This window comes from Bacteroides sp. 2_2_4 (assembly GCF_000157055.1).
Lineage (GTDB): Bacteria > Bacteroidota > Bacteroidia > Bacteroidales > Bacteroidaceae > Bacteroides > Bacteroides ovatus.
Genome location: NZ_EQ973357.1, coordinates 91048 through 112069 on the forward strand (window position 1 = coordinate 91048; position 21022 = coordinate 112069).

Genomic DNA, 21022 nt, shown 5'->3' on the forward strand with positions numbered 1-21022 from the left:
AGGATTAATAACCCGGATTGTTGGGTAACAAGTTGGGACACAACTCCACATCATGTGTAGGCAGCGGCCACAAATATTCGCGTTCGGGGAAGATGCGTTTAGCACCCTGCGAACAATAACCGGCATTAAAGAGAGCTGCAAAGTCTGCTAAACCATCTTCGTCGATTTGCGGAGTCATTCCCCAGAACCAGAGGTTCTTGTTCACGATATTGTTCAGCAATTCTGTGGGGTCAATAAGCATGATGTAATTGTAACCATTCAATGCTTTTCCTGCCAATTTCCAACGCATCAAGTCTTGCAGGCGTTGGTTCTCCATAGCAAACTCCATGCGGCGCTCTATACGCAGGGCACGTCGCAGTTCGGTTTGGTTGGTAGTGGTCACGGCAGGATAACTATCAGTAGCTGTTACATTCACACCATAAGCACGAGCACGTACCATATTAATGGCTTTCAGCACGCTGTCGTCAATCAGGTTCTGTTCTATCATGGCTTCAGCATAAATCAACAGTACGTCAGCATAGCGCATTATGATATAGTCTTGTTCCACCTTTTGGTCTACTGTCCACGTAGCATCAATACCTTTCTTCCACAACAATCCTGTATATGAACTATATTGATTCACGATACGGGTATCTTGGTTGCTTTGTGTCTTACCTGTGGTATAGTTCATTACAGTTTTAGCTGCAGGACTGGGGTCGTATTCGAAACCACAGTGCTCGGTATTGAATTCAACGATGGTCATTGTACAACGCGGGTCACGGTTCTTGAAAGGCTTGCGAGGATCAAACAACGGTGATTCGTCAATAGGTAGCCCGTCAGTACAGAGATATGAGGCCAAGAGGTCCCATGAGGGATTGTATGAGCCATATCCTCCGGCATTACGAGGAAGACCGTTCTTCACAATCCAGGAATCGAGCATCACTTCGTTTTCAATGGAGCGAGGTATCACGAACACTTTCTCGTCATTCAGTTTGGTGCTCTGCTTGAAAAGTTTAGCATAGTCAGGTTCCAAAGAATAGAGTTTAAGATCCATACAAGCTTTGGCGGCTTGTGCAGCTATCTCATAATCACCCATATAGAGGGCAAAGCGCGCTTTCATAGCCAGGGCTGCTCCTTTGGTAGGATGGATATTTTCGTCTTTTCCATAGCTTTCAGGCAAACCGGCAATGGCTTTATCGAAATCAGCATACACCAAAGGAATCACTTCCGCTTTAGGTCTGCGACCACGTTGCAAAGCTTCGGAAATGGTTATAGTCTCTTCCTGATAGGGCACATCACCATAAAAGAAGATCAGTTCAGCATATTTGCAGGCACGACAGAAATAAGCCTCACCGGCATAACGATTATAAACTTCCTCGGTCACAGCACCCTTTGCCTTGTGAATATTTTCGAGCATTGTGTTGGTGCGGGCAATAAGTTTGAATGATTGCTGCCACAAAGCATATACTTCATACTGCTGGCCGTTCAGGGTTCCATCAAGCACGGTTCCACCACTTCCCGGGTTACGGTTCGTCTGACGATAGGTTGTGTTGTCCGACCATTGTTCGGATGAGCTAAGAGGTTCTTGCCAATAACCTAAAATATAGAAATCATTGGAAGCCAAACGCAATTCTGTTTCGGATGTGTACCAAGACTCGGTATTACCTTGCGATTTGGGTACCAAGTCCATGCTCTCGCAAGCAGCAAGACTCAGGCACATTCCGGCTAATAATATCTTTGTTTTCATATTCTATTCCTATTTATTTAAAAGTTAACTTGTATGCCCATTACTAAAGAGGTGGTAATAGGATAATCCGATGTACCCATTTCAGGATCCCAACCACTAGGGAAATTGCTCAAACAGAAGAGGTCACTACCACTCACATAGAAGCGGGCACGGTTTATACCGGCTTTTTGTGTCCAACTCTTAGGCAGGGTATAGCCTAATGTGATATTCTTCAAACGGAAGTATGAACCGTTGAACATCCAGAAGTTAGAGGTAGCATAGTTATTGCTCTTCGACACATTCGAAAGGCGGGGATACTTGGCTGCTAAATTCTCTTCAGTAGTATTGAAAGGACTCCAATATTTACCCTCGAGAATGGCTGGTACGTTACCATAGTTATCACGCAAAGGTTGTACCATAGAAGTAGAGAGGTAAGAATTTTGCTTGCCGATGCCTTGGAAAGCAAGACTGAAGTCAATGCCTTTGTACGAAGCGTTAAGGCTACCACCATACTGGAAACGAGGCAGTGAGTTACCCAAAGGTACACGGTCGTATTCGGGACTGATTACGCCATCGGGTACACCATCGGGACCACTGATGTCACGATACTTCAAGTCACCAACTGTAACGGTAGTACTAGTGCGAGCCGAGTTGTTCACTTCTTCTTGAGTTTGATAGATGCCCTCGCACACATAACCATAGAATTCATTGAAGAGCACGCCGGCACGTTTAATCTTACCACCACTGATTTGCTCACCATCATTCATATAATCAATCTTTGAAAGGAAGTCGGAGAAATTCACATTTACACCATACTTAAAATCTCCTATCTGGTCGTTCCATGCCACTTCAATATCATAACCATGAGTGGACATCTTACCTGCATTCGTACTAGGGTTGTTATATCCCATAAAATAAGGGATTTCGATATTCAGCAACATGTCCTTGGTCTCTTTCCAATAGTAATCGAAATGAAACTGCAGACGGTTGTTCAAAAAGTTGACATCCAGACCTAAGTCAGTACTGGTAGTCGTTTCCCAAGTAATATCTTCTACAGCCAACACAGCAGGACGAGCAGTTTTATCAGAAACTACACTTCCATCAGCCATATAGAAAAGTGAATTACCAAAACTCATCAAAGCAATGTAGGGGAAGTAGTTGCTGCCGATACGTTCGTTACCTAACATACCCCATGAACCACGCAACTTCAAGAATGAAAGCCAATCCCATTTGAGGTTCTTCATGAACTTCTCTTCACTCGCTACCCAACCAGCTGAAAATGAAGGGAAAGTACCCCAACGATAACCTTTGGCAAAACGTGAACTACCATCGTGACGCACGTTAGCCTGGAACAGGTAACGATCGGCATACGAATAAATAACACGGCCAAAAACAGAGTTTGAAGTATACTCTGAACCTGTACCGCTATTGGTTTGGAAATCTTCCGAACCGATATTGAGGTAAGGATAACCGGTCAGTTCATATTTATCGCGCGCAGCACCGAGACTTTCGCTCTTCATATAGTAGTTTTCGAAACCGGCCATTACTGTGAGATTATGACTGCCAAAGGTTCCCATATAGTTGGCAATTGCCTGGCTAGTGACATTATAATCATCGTTACGAGTTTCTGTGAGCGAATTGGTAGTCCAAGTGCTCCCGGAGTCGAAATAACCGCCAAAGGTTTCGGGATCATCGGGCAAGGTGTATCCACATGAATTTTTAAACGCTTTCTTCTTTTGATAGTTGATAAAAGGAGATACGATACCCGAGATGCTTAGCCCCTTGATAGGCTTGAAGGTTAGCGAACCTTTACCTGCCACCTGCGTACTGTGAGCTACCGAATTACCACCGGCTACAAGCAATCCATAAGGATTTGCACCACTCTTACCCGAAGCTAAACGACCATCATCCCAGGTTGCGGGGTAAATGGCGGGCATTTTACGCATGGTATCAAAAGGGTCATAGTTTGTGGCAGTACTCTTAGCATGACGGATATTTACGTCTATTTGAGCACTAAGTTTATCATTGATATTAAAGTCGTTGTTCGAACGGAACATGTAGCGTTGGAAACCACGACCGTCATAAAGACCGTCTACTTCGTCATACGAAAGGGTAGCTACCGACTTTACCGCTTTGTTACCGCCTGATACAGAGAGAGTATGAGTCATACGGGGAGCACTTGACTTCAAAATCAGATCAGTCCAATCGGTAATGGGGTAGTTGTTCGGATCAGTAGCATTATACTTCACCCAATTCTTGGTTTTGTCAGCCGTATATTCTTGGAAAAAACCACCAGTAGGGTTATCGTTGTATTTCAACTCGTTGCTCATCTCCAAGTAGCGAGTGACTCCCACCATACTAGGTTGTTTAGTAGGAATTTCCCAACCAAATTCAGCATTATATTTCAGATTGATTTTACCGGTATCGTTACCGCGCTTGGTAGTAACTAAGATAACACCAGCAGCAGCTTTCGAACCATAGATACTGGCAGCCGCAGCATCTTTCAATACAGATATGCTCTCTACATCATTAGAATTCACATAGTCGAGCGAACTCTGCACACCGTCTACAATCACTAACGGGCTCGATTCACCCATAGTGGTAATACCACGCACACGAATAGAGGCGGCTCCTGCACCGGGAGCAGAGCTATTACGCGTCACCATCACACCAGAGAGTGATCCTTGCAATGCATTGGAAAGCATGGCTGTACGCTTGTTCACCAGCTCTTCTCCCTTCACGGCTGCCACCGCACCGGTAAGGTCTTTCTTCTTTACCACACCGTAACCGATAACAACTACTTCGTTGAGCGCTCTGCTAGCTTCTTCCATTACTATGGCATACATATTTTTGCTATCTATCCGCACGATTTTATCCACAAAGCCCACATAGCTAATGAGCAATTCGCTACCCTCGGGAACGTCTATCTGAAACTTACCATCAAGGTCGGTGATAGTAGCTGCATCACTACCTTTCACACGAACCGTAGCACCAATCATCGGAAGATCAGTTGCATCGACTACCTGACCAGAGATGCGCTTCGCCTTTTTCACTTGAGTAGTAGCCTTTTTAGAAGGATTAGCAGTGATGGTTACTTGACGGTTCTGAATGGTATATTTCAAATCGGCTAGCCGACATACTTCCGTCAAAATAGCATCGATCGACTTTCCTTTCAACTCGATGTTCACTTTGTTGTTGAGACGATCTTTTACAGGTTGATCATAGACAAAAACATATTGGCTATGTTTTTCAATGTAGTCGAACACTTGTTTCACTGTCGAATCTTCGGCTTTAAGGATATACATCCCATTTACCTTTTCGAACGAAACAGTCGACGCACTAGAATAAGCGGGCACAGACAGTAGTCCAGCCAAACAGAAAGCTTTTGCCAAGCTTACCACCGTAGTTGTGATTGTTTTTCGATTCATAATATAAGATTAATAATTAATATTTATTGCATAACGATTTATGAGTAATCTACCAGTTAATTGTTGATTTTAAGTTTACCGACTTTGCACCATCCCTCAAATAGAAGATTCTTGTCGACCGCCATTTTCAAGCCCGGCTGGCATGCTTTGGTTGTATCAACCAAACCAATAAGCCAAGTGTAGTTTCCCTTTTGAAGTCCATCCAATTTGACAGTTGTGGTATAATGACCATCACGCCCTTGTACCCAAGTTGAGAGATCAGCCTCATCTGCAAGCTGTTTTTTCACAATGTTATGATTGTCATCCATCAAAGCGATGCAGACTTTATATTTTCCTTTCCATTGAGGAATATTGGTAGGACAGTATCCCCAACCCAGATTGCGCCAATTGTGTTGCACGCTCACACGCTCGCCTGAACGGGCTTTATTTACAAAACTGACCTCTGTGGGATAGAGCCGGTATCCTCCCTCACGTTCGAAACGCTTCACCAAATCGAAAGAGCTATTAAACCACGAGGCTACTTCATCACCAATGCGAAGATCCATCATATTGACATGGGCATTACGGCTTTCTTCGTACTCGCCCCAGCGCACATCTTCCGAATGCCCCTGGCGATACTTGCCACTAGGATCAATCCAGTAACGGTGGTGCGCTCCGGTAATCCATCCTCCCTCCATAATGATGGGCAAGCGAAAGCGGTAAGCACGGGCAAAATCTTTTTCCCACTGTTCGTAGTAACCAGTCATGCCAAAAGCGTCGTGACGAATGGTGTATCCTTTGGCAATGGCTCTTTCGAGCAATCTTTTACTATCAGGGTGTGGTTCTGCCCAGCTGATGGTATCTCCCACCAAACGATGGTAGTTTATCACCAATGGTACACGTTTGAAAGCTTTTGCATAGGTATCGGTAATCCATTCGAATACTTCTACTTTATTTGAGTAGTTATTATACTTCACGCCATGTGCTTCTCCCCATTTACCAAGCCCATAAGCATCAATAAAATCTACTTTATCGGGATCGTCAAAAGCAACAGCAAAGGCTTGAAGAAACTTTTCGTATTTCTGTTGAAACACGGCATCGTCAGGATAAGGCGACCATATTTGGGGATTATTAGGATCTTGAAAACCTTTCGCACCGGCTTCCTTTACATAAAGAGGTGTGTTCTGTCCTTGGTCGCGGCTGTCTACATTGATACGGAAAGCCAGTCGCATACCACGTTCACGCACCGAAGCAAGCAATTTATAGATACGTGAGTCCGGATCGTTCCATACATAATCTCCCTCTTTACTCTCAAGCATATTCCAATTGATGCGAATGTAACATGTACCGGCGTAATCGCTCACGCGAACAGTGGAATCCCCACCATTTACGGGCATAGCATCATAATGGTGAGTTTGCCAAAAGTTTTCATCCCATGCACGTCCCAAATACATCACCCAACCTGTAAGGGGATTTTTGAGTACAGAGGTAGTATCAGGCTCAAAACATACTGTTTGTTCGGGCGCTTTTAGTCCTTTAGTTATAGATATTTGTGTATGTGCCGAAGACCATCCACAGAGTATCAGAGCTGCTATAAAAAGCATAAATGTGCGTAACAAAGTGTATCTTTTCATATTTTTCACTGGTATTAATAAAGCATAGCTTCTCCTTACGAGAAGGCGTATAAGTTTCCTCTACCTTGCTATGAAGGCATTATAAATTGGTTAATAATAAGTTTCTATGTAATTATTTTATTCAGGAATAATCAATAACAAATATAATTACTCCTTCACTAAGTAGATCGTATCACCATGAATTTTCATTCGGGTTTGCGTCATGGTTTCAATGGCTTTCAATACATCCTTTACCTGATCGTCAAGTACTAGTTTGCCATAAAGTTTATTAGCCGACATCTTATCATCAAACAGAATAGTCACTCCGTAATAATGACTGAGCCGTTGGGCTACAGACTCTACACTTTCACCGGCAAGGTTTATCATCCCTTGCATCCAGCAAGTATATTCATCGGTATTCACTAACCGTTTCTCAGCAAAACCACCCTCCTGCAAATTTACCAGTTCATTCGGTTTCATGCGAACCCTGTCATTGTTGGACGTTTTGAGTTCTACCGAACCTTGTACCAACACAACCTGCGAATCCGAAGCATCGTAATTGTTCACATTAAATTTAGTTCCAAGCACCTTCACTCTAAAATTATCAGAATTAACTAAAAAAGGATGCTCCGCATCGTGTGCCACATCAAAGTAGGCTTCACCTTTCACGTATACCTCACGATACTCGCCATTAAAACGTTTGGGATAGCGGACAACGGTACGCGAATTGGCTATGATTCTGGTACCATCTGCCAACATCAACGTCATCTTTTCGCCAACAGGCACTTCGACCTCTTCATCGTAAACATCAGCCATCATTTCCATAACTTCCGCACGGTACAAACCGTCCGTTGTATTCTCCCCGATTATATATTTAATACCTATTAAAAGAAGCAGCGTCGCAGCCACCGAGCCAACATACATCATAATGCGTCTCTGCCTAGATTTACGCTCTTGTTGGTGCATTTTCAAAAAAGCTCTTTTCTTAATGGCGGAGATATCTATCTCAGCCGGAGTGCTATGTTGTATGAACGACTTCAACTTGATGTCGTCCAGCAAATCACCATATTTATAATCATTTATATCTTTATCCATCTTCAATTCTTTTTATCCTTTCAATTTCTTTTTCCTGCAAACAATCTTTTCACCTAAAACTTCTTTCTATTTATAAAGACGCAGAGGTTGAATTTATCTATAGGTTTAATTTCCACTTTTTTTCTTTCAGTGCTGTTTTTTTCTGAATCACCCGCCTACAAGTCTCTTTCGCAAAGCATTCATAGCATACCCTATATGGTAGTTCACTGTAGGAAGTGAAATTTGCAACATACGCGCAATTTCCGCATAAGGCATTTGTTCCAGTTTTGCCAGGAAGAATACATGCTTGCACTTGGGCGGCAAACTATTGATTGCTTCATTCAAACACTGTATCTCTTCACGCGAAAGCATATCATCCATCGGAGTCTGCATATCAGGGAAAGAGAAATTCTGAAGTTCCTCAAAAGAGATCTCCTGATTACTCTTCACCTCTTTACGCAAATAAGAGATTGATTTACGATAAACAATCGTATTCAACCAACTCGACATACTGGCAATTTCCAAAAGCGTACTACGTAGTTTCCACACTTCAAAGAAAACATCGCCTACCACTTCTTCCGCCATTTCCTTATTACTAAGGATACCAAAAGCGTGATAGTATAACCTCTTCGAATATCGGTTCATAAAACTGTTAAAAGCCAGTTCATCCCCTTTGGAAATCAACAAAAGTTCTCTTTCCAGGTCTTCCATTTAATTAGATTACTATTTTATATATTGACAGGCGCAGAATTCTTATGTATTATATAGGTCAAGTCTCATAATATTAACTTTCTTTATCAATTAGCCTATTTTCCCCCAACAATGAGAAAAGCTATATCATCACTCGGAAAACGGAGTTTGATATAGCTCTTCCACACTTAACAGCTACCATCTGGACCTTACAGAACGAGCTTTTTAGTTTTGCTACAGTTCTTCTCCATAAAGACACAAATTATCTTGCCATTTTATAGATTTCATTGCCCGCCATCAAGAAAGCGCCGACTCCATAAACTTCCGTCATATCACGAGTCACTTTCTTCGGATCAGCACCGATTTGCTGCACATAGCCTAGTTTCCCATCCGGTTCCACTGCCGATAACAATGCCTTCCATCCCTTTATCATCACAGGAAGATAAGTCACCTTATCCAACAACCCTTCGTTAATACCATAGGCTATGGAATAAACTATAAAAGTAGTGCAACTGGTTTCCGGTGACGGATAAGAAGCAGGGTCTAACAGACTTGCGTGCCAGAAGCCATCAGGATGCTGCAATCCGGCAATCCGTGTAGCCAGTTTCACAAACAGTTCCTCATAGAATTTGCGGTTCTTGTCTTTTCGAGGTAACTCTTTCAATATTTCAACCAGACCACCAAGCACCCAACCATTACCACGACCCCAAAAGACTTTCTTGCCATTAGCTTCACGCTTATCAAAATAGCGCCAGTCACGGTAGAATAAATTTTCTTCCTTATCGAACAAGTAATCATAAGTCGCTTTATACTCACGGTTCATAAACTTGATGTATTTCTTGTCTCCGGTCAGCATATACAGTTTGGCATATACAGGGGGAGCCATGAAGAGGGCGTCACACCAAGTCCACCGTTCCAAAGTTTTCAAGTCACCTTCCACTAATTTGAAACTGCCTTTAGAAGGATGATTGATAATCCATTCCGTACGAGCCAATGTTGGTACAATCATCTCTTCATCCTTATATTTGCGATATAAATCCAAAAAGGATTGTGACACGGCAATATCATCAGCATGATAAAACCGTTTGTCCGGCTGCCAGCAATTCCGGCGACCTATACGGGTCAACCATTTATAGTAAGTATCATCACCGTCTTCTTTCTCTGCCAATTCAGCCCAATCGACCATACCGACATAGAGAGCACCTTGCGGCCAGTTCAGGTCGTCATGTTCAGGAGCCGGATGTGGATTGGCAATTTGCCAATCCGCAACCTTTCTCATGATAGACTTAACTTCGGACTTTTGGAAAGGGATTTCTACCGCTCTCACGAAAACACTGCATAAAAGGTATGCGCTTAACAAGAATATCTTTCTCATATTATCAATTCTTTACTTTCAGTCTATCAATTCCAATTTCACCTTTTTATCCTTCACTTGTACATAATAAGTACCTTTTTCCAAAAAGCGTTTACCGTCTCCATCAATAAAGCCCAAGTCACGTAATAAATCCACTTCAAATCTGAAAGTTCTGGTTTCACCGGCCCTAATCGTTTGCTTCTCAAAATATTTCAATTCTTTTACCGGACGGGTAATCGTTGAATAAGGGTCTGTAATGAACCAATAGACAGTTTCCGCACCATCCCTGTCGCCTGTGTTGGTCACCGCAACTTCTACTGACAGTTTATCTCCCCTTTTTAGTTGAGTAGCAGATGCCTTGAGGTCGCCATACTCAAAAGTAGTGTAGCTCAATCCATGTCCGAACTCATAGAGCGGTTCTATCGTCAGGTCTTGATACTTGCCCTGATGAGGACGGGCACTCTGCCGCCGATTATAATAGATGGGAATCTGTCCGGTTGCATACGGAAAAGTAATGGGCAACTTGCCGGAAGGATTGATTCTTCCTGTCAAAATGCCCGCAAGCGGTTTGCCTCCGGCAATGCCCGGTTGCCAGATTTCAACAATGGCGTCACAAACCGGCTCCAGACGGCAAAGTTCCAACGGACGTCCGTTGGAGAGAATCAGCACAATCGGTTTGCCGGTCTTCTTCAGTTCCATCGCTAATTTCTCCTGTATCTTCGGCAAGGCAATGGAAGCACGCGAAGCATTCTCCCCGCTCCAGTTCCGCTTTTCACCTAGACAAAGCAGGATGACATCCGCCTTCCCGGCCGTAGCGACAGCTTCGGCAAAGCCCGATTCATCCTTACCGTCAAAGTCGCATCCTTTGGCATACAGCAGTTGTGACAAGTCTTTCAGTTCCAGTTTCAGCCCGTCATAAATTCCTACCACATCACCGTCCTTGCCGTGAGCAGTCCAGGAGCCTAACAAGTTCCAGCGATTTTTACCTAACGGACCTATGACCGCCACCTTTGTATCCGCCGCCAATGGCAAACGTTTCTCCTTGTTCTTTAACAGCACAAAAGACTCTTCCGCCAATTTCTCTGCTATTTTTATATCTTCCGGCTGCAAGAAGCGCTCCTTTTCTGTCGTCTCTCTTATGTAAGGATTCTCAAACAAGCCCAGGCGGAACTTCAAACGAAGGATGCGGCGAACGGCATCGTCCACAATCTCCACCGGCACCTTGCCCTCCCCTACTAGTTCTTTCAGGTATTTGTCATATCCGCGGGACATCATGTCCATATCCACGCCTGCCATGATTGCTTTTTCGCTGGCTTCCTTCAGGTCTTCCGCCGCTCCCTGGGAAATCAACTGTACAATGGAACCCCAATCCGAAACTACAAATCCGTCATGACTCCAACGACCTTTCAATACCTCTCTCATCGTATAATGATTGGCAGAGGCGGGTACACCGCTTATATCATGAAAGCCACTCATCAGGGTAACGGCACCCGCCTTCACTCCCATTTCATAGGGAAGCATATAGGTATCCCAAAGAGTCTGCGGAGAGATTTCCGTATATACGTAGTCACGTCCCGCTTCCGAAGCTCCATAACCGATATAATGTTTCAGGCAAGCGGCAATATGCTCCCCGTCCGCCAAATTATTACCTTGATATCCTTTCACTGAAGCGACAGCAAAAACTCCGTTCGTATACGGGTCTTCCCCATATCCTTCGGAAACGCGCCCCCAGCGAGGATCGCGTGCCACATCAATCATCGGCGAGAACGTCCAGTCCAGTCCTGCCAGACGCGCTTCCCTGGCAGCCATGGCGCAAGCTTTCTCCACCAAAGCCGGATTCCACGAACAAGCCTGCGCAATGGAAATCGGGTAAACAGTACGGAATCCGTGAATCACATCGTGCCCGAACAGTACAGGTATCCCCAACCGCGACTCTTCCATAGCTTTCTTCTGTATGTTGTTACGCAGGTGGGGACTAGTGCTATAATAAAGAAGCGCACCGATTTCCGCAGGGATATTCTTCACCTCCTCACCAATATTGTTCGCGTTCGTATTCCGTCCCGCAACATACTGGCTCAGTTGAAGCACTTTCTCTTCCATTGTCATGCGCAAGAGTAAATCCTCCACACGCTTCTCCGTCGGAGCTTTCGCGTCTTTATATACGGCAGGCTTCTCATTCCTCGCCTCAAGCATGCAAAACGCCGTCCAAAGGCACACCCCACACGCTATCAACCTTTTTTTCATCATGGTTTCTTTCATTTAATTAAATATAGCTTTATCTGACAGGCGCATGGTGCGCTTGCCGTTACTTTTCAGTTCAAAAACGGTCAGGGAATTTGCTCCCTTTTGCAATGTTTCTGCTGGAAGTTGTATAGATTGCTGCGCATTCTGTTCCCAGTAAGAGCCCGCATAATGTCCGTTCACCCATACTTCTCCCATTCCCCAACCGGAGACATCCAGATAAGTATCAGCGGGGATTTCTACTGTAAAAGTCCCTTTATAGAAACAAGGGCGACCACCGTCCGTTTGTGGTGCGAAAGTCAGTTCACCGACTGCACAATCGCGTACCGCCAAAGGAATCATTCTCCAATTCCCTATTTCCGTATCCGACAAGGTGATACTGCCAAAAAGCCCTTTGGAATTATCCAATATCTCCGGCCCATAGGTGATACGGCCGATATTTTCCGCATATAATTGCAAGGTGTGCTTGCCTGCAAGCACCTGTAAGGGGATTGCTTTCTTCTCTTCCGTCATCCATCCCTGTAACTTTCCATCTACATATACGGCGGCATAGTCTCTTACATTTTCCACCGTCAATACCGGGTTCTCCTCCTCTGCCGTGATTGTGGCCTCATAAAGGGCGTATCCGAACTCAAGTCCCAACTCATTCATCGGCAGCAATTCCTCTGCCTCCTGCACTTCTCCGTAAATTTGCTCCAAAGAAGCCGTCTCCGACATCTGTATTTCCTGTGCCGATACAGATGTCAGAAACAAAAGACTTAGAATAAAACTAAAACTTCTCATTCTTTCCCTATTTTCTTAAGAACGATTCTATAAACGACGCTTCTACATCTACTTGCGGGTTGAAGCGGTCACTCTTCACATAGCGGTCGATACTAACCAGCAGTTGTTGAGTGGCAGGCCGTTTCTCCATTTCTTTCTTTGTATCCAGTGCCAACACCATCAGCTTCCCATTTCCTATTCTGGCTTCAAAACCGATTCCCAGTTTGTGGTTAGTTTCATAACTGTCTATCACCTGAATGAACGGACGCAACTGACGTGGCGCCTCATCCATTTCGATTACTTTGGCATGCGTTAAGATGTCCCACCATTGCCAGTCAAGGTGTTTTTCCGTAATGAAATCGTCGAACATCGCCTTGTCTGTATGAATCAGACAACCCAGTGTCATCGGTTTCCATTTGAACATGATAGGATTCCAGAAATGATTATGGAAATTGGAACTACGCCCTATAACCTTAGCCGGCATGGGGCATAGGACAACTTTCCTTCCTTCTTTAAGGAATTGTTTAGCCCTGTCGTCAAATACCGTCGTATAGAGAACATCCGCCGTAGACTGCATCAGTTCTTTCAGTTCCCGACGAGGATATACCCAAATATCCCAGCTATTATTGATTGTATTATTCACCGATAAATGAACAGTCAGCTTTTGAGGAGCGGTGATACCGTTAAGTGCATAACTAAATTCTCCTGCGGAAAAAACACCATGATTACCGATATTTTGTGTTTTTAGCTTTCCACTTTTCAGCACCTTGCCGTCCGCATCTGTCACCCACCACTTAAACTTAGCGTTTTTCAGGGCAGAGGGACTATAATTATAGATTTCCGCTTTTCCTGTGAATACGTCGTCGTTATAGTACGAACGTTTCGAAAAACGCAGCAGAGCCACAGTCGGAGCACAGAATTCCCGGAACTTCTCCGGTGTAATCAGTCCTTTAGAGTTCCAGAAAGGATCGAGGATACCGACAGGCGCATATCCTTGCCCCGTAAAGTCATTAATAGACAAAAGCTGGAAACCGGATTTCAGATAAGTACGCAGTTGAGCTTCAATCACGTCTTTATATTCGAGTACGGTTTGCGCACCGGAAACCTGATAGAAATCATCTGCCTGATCCAACATGCCATGTGCTTTCAAGGAATCACGATACACTTCAAAATTGCGTGCTTGTACAGGGCCGGTAAAGTTAGGAATCTCCTTAAAATTAGGATAGATACAGCGTTGTCCCGATTCATGGGAAATGACAGGTACGTCAATACCCAACTCTTTGTTTTTATCCCAGTCGGTAGATGGTCGTCCTTCATAAATAGCCATGTGACCTTTGGTAGTCTGGTGAGTGATATAGAATTGGTCGGACTTGACACGGGTACGGGCCGTCGAACCGCTGTACAGTCTGCGGCTGTCAGTGGTACGTCCATAATGAGTAAGTTCTTCGATAAAATCAAAATTACCGGTAATCTCATTACCATTGCAATAGAGAACAAAGGAAGGATGATTGCCATACTCTTTCAGAATGGCTTTCTGCTCGCGACGGAAGAAATTATAACGGGCTTCGTCCGGTTCAGCATCTTTTCCCCACATCGGCATTTCCACTTCAAGATATACTCCCAATTTATCAGCCACCCGAAATGCAGCCGCAGGCGGACACCAAGAATGAAAACGCATGTGATTCATTCCATAGTCTTTCAGGATAGTCAGCACACGTTCCCAAGACGCATCATCCACCGGCGCATAGCCTGTTTTAGGGAAGACAGCGTTCTCTACTGTTCCACGTAAGTGTATCCGGTTACCATTGAGATAGATTTTATCCTTATCCGCCGTTATCTCACGCATTCCGAAAGTAGTAGAACGGCTATGTTGATAGTTTGCATTGTCAGCACGGATAGTCAGGTCACATTGCAATGTATAAAGATTGGGAGTAAATTCATCCCACAACCGGACATTCTTTCCTAATGCGATAACATCTTCTACATAAAAGACAGAATCATTTCCACTGACGGTTATCTCTTTATTCAAATCATACGAATTGCCTGATATTGTAAAAGCCGCTTTTCCGGTAACCGGTTTATGAGTATGATTCAGTATTTTCATTTTCACTTTTACCGAACGGTCTGACACATCCGGATATAACTGCATATCATCAATGTACACAGGGTCTACAGCCATTAACTTCATTTCACCCAATATGCCATTCCAGTTGATTTGCGTAAATTCGGAATGAGCATGATCCCATTTGTGGGTATCATACTGATAACGATTGTCAATACATACGGTAATAACGTGTGTCTTACCCGGTTTCACAAAATCTGTCAGTTCATGATTATGAGGAACACTGACATAATCAATCTTACTAACCTCTTTCGTATCCACATAAATGGAACTTAGCCAATGTGTCCGTTCAAAATACACGAAGATACGTTTCCCTTTCCACTCCTTCGGAATAGCAATCTCACGTTGATACCAAGCCGGCCCCATGTATTCATATACACGGGTCAGACGGTCAATATGCCGATACGGAGATTTGTAACCTATCTTGTAATCATCCGTAATGGCCGGCAGGACAATCGATTCTTGCAAACGATGTATATAACGCACATCTAACGAACCACGCCGGAAATCCATCACATCCGTCTGAAATCCCCACTTACCGGATAAATCTATTTCCTGCGTCTGCGCTTTCAAAGGTGATAATTGGGTTATCAGCGCAAATGCAACAAAAACTAACTTTATAAACTTGTTCTTCATATAAATATCTATTAGTGATCTTACTTCAAATGTTTATCGGCAAACTTCACAAACTGCGTCCAGTCATACAGATTAATATCATGTTTTCCCGAACGGATATGATAACCTATAGTGCCTGACAATACAGGCTGATTAACAGCCGGCATTTCTTTTACCGGCAATCCCGGCAGCCCGAACAACTCATAAACAGGAGAGGCATATACACCGGAAAGAAATTCCCCTTTCGGGTCAGCCCAGCGGTCTTCTTCCGCACTGGCAATATAGACCGGACGGGGAGCCATCAGAGCAATCAATTCATGCTGGTCGACAGGAAGAGTGTCTTCTTTATCATTGTATTGCCAGAAATTCCGGCAAAACCAATGTGTAAACTGACAGTTCACAGCCCGTACAGTCTCTCCGAACTTTCTCCGCGACAATGCCGCACCACCACAACCGGAATCATTAGAAATAACCAAAGCAAAACGTGGGTCTATCGCACCGGCCCATAAAGTCGTTTTTCCGAGACGTGAATGTCCGAAGATGGCTATACGTTTGGCGTCAATGTCTTTATCCGTTTCAAAATAATCCATCGCACAACTCATTCCCCATGCCCAGGCAGCCAGAGTTCCCCACTCATCTTCAGCAGGCCGTGTCTGTCCCTTTTTGTAGTACAACGGATGAACTCCGTTCTGAAAACCATCATCAAAATCCGGATCAATGTCCCCACGGTAGAAAGTGGCCAGTCCATATCCATGTTCCATCAACATCTCTACCGGCCATCTGGAAGCTGCACTACCCCGGGGAAACATACGTTTTCTGCCATAAGCAATCATTCTCTCTTCTGACGGGAAAGTGATGCCCTCATCCGGGTGAATGGCATGATTACCTTTGAAATTTATTCCGAAAAACATGGGAACAGTCCCTTTTCGCCGATTAGGCAGATACATAAGTACTGTCAGATAATGCTTCTCATCTTTTGTGAGATAAACGGCTACTTCCTTACGGGTAGCCAAACCGCCCAAAGCTTCTCTATCTTCGTTCAGTAGCCGGAAATGCAAGTCCTTCGAGCGAACTGGAGCTTTACCATATATTTGAGTTTCGAACAGGCGGAGCAGTTCCGGACGCCGCTTTTCCACCCATTCTTTTTTAGTCGTCACTTTTCTGCCATTAGTCAGGGTCAGGACATCAGGAAGCGTATAGACAGGCACCTTACTCTCATCATAATTTACTTTTGTGATAACTTGTTCCAGTTCCGCAAGTTCTGATGTAGACTTGGAGCGAAGCCCTGTTTCATGGGCCGATTTCTGTTGGGCTTTCATTTCTCCTCCAAGAAATGAAAGCCCAAAAAGCAAACATACAAACCGAAAGCTATTTTGTCTCATGGATATTTAAGATTACATCCTAATTAATTTCTACTCACCAAACTTTGTTTTATAATACTCCCTCATCAAGTACCACGCCTTTTTGCGTATTCCCTGATCCGAGACTAATCCCTTACGATTCCAGCCATCCTGATTGGTCGGATGAAAACGGAACGGAGAACGGAAATCAAATAAAATCCATGGAGATACCCCCCGAAGATTCGGTATATTGTCGAACATACGGATATTGTCTCTGTAAAGCCGGGCTTGGTATTCTTCACTCCAGGAGCTTGCTACATTTTCATCTCCCGACTGCCCGTATAATGCCTCACCGCCAAACTCCGATATAATCAGCGGTTTATCCGGTATTACTTCCCATACCGCATTTTCCGGCTCGATGGGCCACGGATGATACCAACCCATGTATTTGTTGACCGCTACAACATCCAGTTGTGAGGTAAATGAATCTTCCATCACAAAACGTTTCTTCTCACGATTAAAACGTACCAAATCGAAAGCAGCCACATACAAACGGGTCGTATCCAATTGTTTGCCTGTTTCCAGCAAAGAGGTAAGAAATTCATTCCGTGCTTTGGAAGGCTGCGTTTCATTGGCAATTCCCCAATATCCGACTGCACAGCGATTCTGGTCACGCTTTATCATTTCAGACAACATCCTTTGCGCTTTCTTACGGGTATTGTTGTTCGTAAAGTCAATACCCTGCCAGACAGGTATCTCCTGCCAAAGGATAAAGCCCATCTTTTCTGCCAGTCGCACCGTATATTCGTTTTGCGGATAATGTGCCAGCCGAATCATATTTACGCCAAGCGCTTTTGCCTCATTCAGCAGCATCGCCGCATCTGCTTCCGAGAAAGCACGCCCCATGCGCTGAGGGATTTCTTCATGAAAGGAAATGCTGCACATAAATGTCGGCTTGCCATTCAGATAAATATCCGTTCCTTTCACCGTGATATTGCGGAAGCCGATTTGTTCTTCTACACGATCATTGGCTGAGGAAACGATTACTTCATAAAGTTTAGGATTCTCCGACGACCAACGTTCTAACTTCTTTATATTGAATACCGTTTCAGCCTTTCCTTCGGCATCAGTCAGCATATCAATGCTTGTTTTCAGTTCAGGGATAGAAACCGTAATCTTCTCACCTGCCTTTTTGTCCGAGAGAGCGACTTTGGCAATCATCCGGTTGGGAGATTCCTTATCCAGTTGGATGAAATAGTCTTCCAGATAAGTTTGTGGGGTAGTGACCAATAATACATCACGTGTGATACCGCCATAATTCCACCAGTCAAATGACATGGCAGGTATGGCATCTTTGGTACGACGGTTGTTTACTTCAATGGCAATAAAATTTTCTCCCTCATTCAGCAAGTCCGTCACTTCTATCTGGAAGGGAGTAAATCCTCCTTCATGACTTCCGATCTCTGCCCCATTCAAATAAACACGGCAACGATAGCTGACAGCTCCGAAATAAAGGAACTGACGTTTATGTGTCAAACGCTTTGCATCAAAATGACGTGCATACCATACTGTGCCTTCATAGTATTTAAGCTCCGGCGTTTGTGAATTCCAGTCACCAGGAACATTCAGCCGCAATCCTCCTTGAAAAGAATATTCATAGAAATCAGTGTTTCCTTTAGGACTTTGATTTCTATATACCTTCATTCCCCGACCTTGGTCATACAAGTCAATGATAGCATTCCATTTGCCGTTTAAAGAACGGATATCCCGACCATATACATTAGTTATCAGGTTTTGAGCTACTGCATTCCCTACAAAAAGGATAAACAGCAACATACACACGATTGTCTTTTTTCTGATTTGCATTAAATTATCTATTTATAAGATTAATATTCTTAACTATCAACGATTTACGCTCACGTTACTGAGTATATATATCCAGCATGGTGAGTATATATATCCAGCGTGGTGTATCTATATACCCACCACGCTGGATATATATGGCCTGTAAACAGGATAATTATCTTATTTCATAGCGATATAGCATAAAGTCATTCTTCTCAGGTAGAGAGACTTTTATTGTTCCTTTTCTGCCGACAGTCGTTACCATCAGTTTCCCATTCCCCAGTATCGGCGTACACATAACTTCTGCACCTTCGGGCAACCATGTTTCCACCCATGTCTCCTCCCGTGCATTATCTTCCCTGTAAATAAGGAGATAACCGTTTTTTGAATGACAAAGAGACTGAAATCCAGTCCACGAGCGCCCCGAAGGCTCTTCACCAATCGGTAAAATAGTTCCTTGATGGAAATCATACTGCACTTTCTTATACTTCTCCATTAAGTCTCTAATGCCAAATGCTTCTTCCGGCAAGTTGGAAGCCTCAAACCATGCCAATGGTTGCCCCGCCATAGTGGTCGCAAACAAATATTCAAAAGAATATCGGTGCGGGGCAAACGGATCATCTCCATATTTCTCCGTATTTCTCCATTTATTCAGAAACTCGATTTGTAATTTCTCTGCCGGAACATATTTGGACAGCATCCACAGGTTGCGAAGCGTCCAGTACGGATAGTAATTCTGCCAATCCGTATAACGGTTCTCTAAAAAGATGTTTCCATATTCGTTGAACATATGATAACCTCCCCGCCGACTGGCTGTCGCATCCAAATTGAACATGACTTTATTATCCGTTTCCGCCAATACTTTATCAAACAAGTTCCGGAGATTAATCTCCGCTTTCTTGGTAGGAATAGTCAATCCGTCAATCTTAAAAATACGGATACCATATTCACGATACAATCCTATCAGTGTTTCGGCATCTTTCTCCCAGTCGACAAAATCATTCTGCACACTCGGATTAAACCACAAACCAATTTCAATGCCCAGTTTCTTTCCTTTCTTTACTATCGGAGCCAATCCGCGGGGATATTTGACAGGATCCGGTTTCCAATAGTCCTTATTGTCCCAGATATTCTTAAAAGAACCTTTAGCTACCGCTGAGTTCGGGCTCTTGCCCACCTGCCATCCATCATCTATTTGAAAATGAGTGATTCCCAGTTTTGCGGCACGTTCCAACTCTTGCAGGCAAAATGCCTCATTGACTTTTGTGTCCTGACTACGGTCGCCCCAAGTGTTCATCATAACCATTTCATCACGATTCCGGAAATGACGACGAATATTCTTCTGGTAACTGCGGAGCGCTGTCAGTGCCTGCAATTCACCATCGCCATATACCCCTGTGACGCAACTATATGTTCTTGTCCATGTATCTTCCTGAATATTCTTTTCAGTAATTCCCAGTCCTGTAATCATGAATTTTCCGAATTCTGCGATGAAATCAGCACCTTTATAGGCTAACTGGACACTGGAACAAGGGGATTCTTTCAGAAAGAAAAAGCCGGTGCCTTCTTCCCCGTTTCGAACAAAGAGCAAATTCCCCCGATAACTGTTTTTACGATAGGCTATAACATCCCTCTCTGCCAACAAATTGTTGTTCCAATCTGTCACATCCCAAAATTCAACAGCCTTGGCATGCCAATGCTGCCCTTTAAGATATAATTGATCCAAAATAGCCGTAACGGATTTGGATTTCATGTCTTCAACGAACTCGATGTTTTTCCGGTCAGCCGCATTTTCTTCCCGTCCGCCAAAAACGCTGTTAACACTCCCTTTCAGATAAGTGTCACATGCTATGGCCGGACAACCGTCATATATACGATAAATCCGTTGTATATCCAATGTTCCCAAAGAGAATGTAACTATCGTCTTCAAGTAGGCCGGATGAATATCAGTCGCAGCCACCTTTTCTACCCGACAAGCTCCTTTGGAAGCTTCCCGGGTATCTTTGGAGATAAAGAAGTCCGGTGCCTGCTTTACCGTGAAAGTTGTTTTCCGGTTTGCCTTATCGCTCAGACTATAAGTGACAAGATTACCGTCATTCCAAATGAATTTTCGTTCAATACACTCATTTCCAATCACTAATGTATCTCCCTTCAACTCACTATAGCAGGTTTTCTGTGCATAAAGAGAAGACAGAGTACAGGCCAAGGCCAATACTATCAATAGTTTTTTCATGGTTAAAAAGTTATTATTATT

12 protein-coding genes are annotated in these 21022 nt (G+C 43.8%); all 12 read right to left on the reverse strand.

What is annotated here, in order from left to right:
* Window positions 1-4: 4 nt before the first annotated feature.
* The 12 genes from BSCG_RS20955 to BSCG_RS20900 all read right to left on the reverse strand — a co-directional run bounded on the left by BSCG_RS20955 (window position 5) and on the right by BSCG_RS20900 (window position 21001).
* The gene (locus BSCG_RS20955; RefSeq protein ID WP_004302516.1) at window positions 5-1726 is read right to left on the reverse strand and encodes a RagB/SusD family nutrient uptake outer membrane protein; all 1722 of its coding nucleotides are present in this window, start codon (window positions 1724-1726) and stop codon (window positions 5-7) included.
* A gap of 17 nt (window positions 1727-1743) precedes the next feature.
* The gene (locus BSCG_RS20950; protein ID WP_004302517.1) at window positions 1744-5133 is read right to left on the reverse strand and encodes a SusC/RagA family TonB-linked outer membrane protein; all 3390 of its coding nucleotides are present in this window, start codon (window positions 5131-5133) and stop codon (window positions 1744-1746) included.
* Between the two features lie 56 nt (window positions 5134-5189).
* The gene (locus BSCG_RS20945) at window positions 5190-6746 is read right to left on the reverse strand and encodes a DUF4832 domain-containing protein (RefSeq protein ID WP_032849368.1); all 1557 of its coding nucleotides are present in this window, start codon (window positions 6744-6746) and stop codon (window positions 5190-5192) included.
* 147 nt (window positions 6747-6893) lie between these two features.
* Complete coding sequence (locus tag BSCG_RS20940; protein WP_004311190.1) at window positions 6894-7820, reverse strand: FecR family protein; 927 nt, start codon at window positions 7818-7820, stop codon at window positions 6894-6896.
* A gap of 147 nt (window positions 7821-7967) precedes the next feature.
* Entirely contained in the window at window positions 7968-8510 is a 543-nt protein-coding gene (locus BSCG_RS20935) for an RNA polymerase sigma factor (RefSeq protein ID WP_004311189.1), read from the reverse strand.
* Window positions 8511-8751: 241 nt separating this feature from the next.
* Window positions 8752-9864, reverse strand: a complete 1113-nt coding sequence (locus tag BSCG_RS20930; protein ID WP_004311188.1) for a glycoside hydrolase family 105 protein — start codon at window positions 9862-9864, stop codon at window positions 8752-8754.
* A gap of 18 nt (window positions 9865-9882) precedes the next feature.
* On the reverse strand, window positions 9883-12087 hold the full coding sequence (locus BSCG_RS20925; protein WP_032849403.1) for a glycoside hydrolase family 3 N-terminal domain-containing protein: 2205 nt from the start codon (window positions 12085-12087) through the stop codon (window positions 9883-9885).
* 15 nt (window positions 12088-12102) lie between these two features.
* Window positions 12103-12867 (reverse strand): hypothetical protein, encoded by a 765-nt coding sequence (locus tag BSCG_RS20920; protein WP_004311186.1) that lies wholly within the window; start codon window positions 12865-12867, stop codon window positions 12103-12105.
* Between the two features lie 7 nt (window positions 12868-12874).
* Window positions 12875-15604, reverse strand: a complete 2730-nt coding sequence (locus BSCG_RS20915) for a sugar-binding domain-containing protein (RefSeq protein ID WP_008646528.1) — start codon at window positions 15602-15604, stop codon at window positions 12875-12877.
* A 20-nt stretch (window positions 15605-15624) separates the two neighbouring features.
* Window positions 15625-16902: a hypothetical protein gene (locus tag BSCG_RS20910; protein ID WP_004311184.1), complete on the reverse strand. Its 1278-nt coding sequence runs from the start codon at window positions 16900-16902 to the stop codon at window positions 15625-15627.
* 93 nt (window positions 16903-16995) lie between these two features.
* Window positions 16996-18789: a glycoside hydrolase family 2 protein gene (locus BSCG_RS20905; RefSeq protein ID WP_008646531.1), complete on the reverse strand. Its 1794-nt coding sequence runs from the start codon at window positions 18787-18789 to the stop codon at window positions 16996-16998.
* A 154-nt stretch (window positions 18790-18943) separates the two neighbouring features.
* On the reverse strand, window positions 18944-21001 hold the full coding sequence (locus tag BSCG_RS20900; RefSeq protein WP_008646532.1) for an alpha-galactosidase: 2058 nt from the start codon (window positions 20999-21001) through the stop codon (window positions 18944-18946).
* Window positions 21002-21022: the final 21 nt, after the last annotated feature.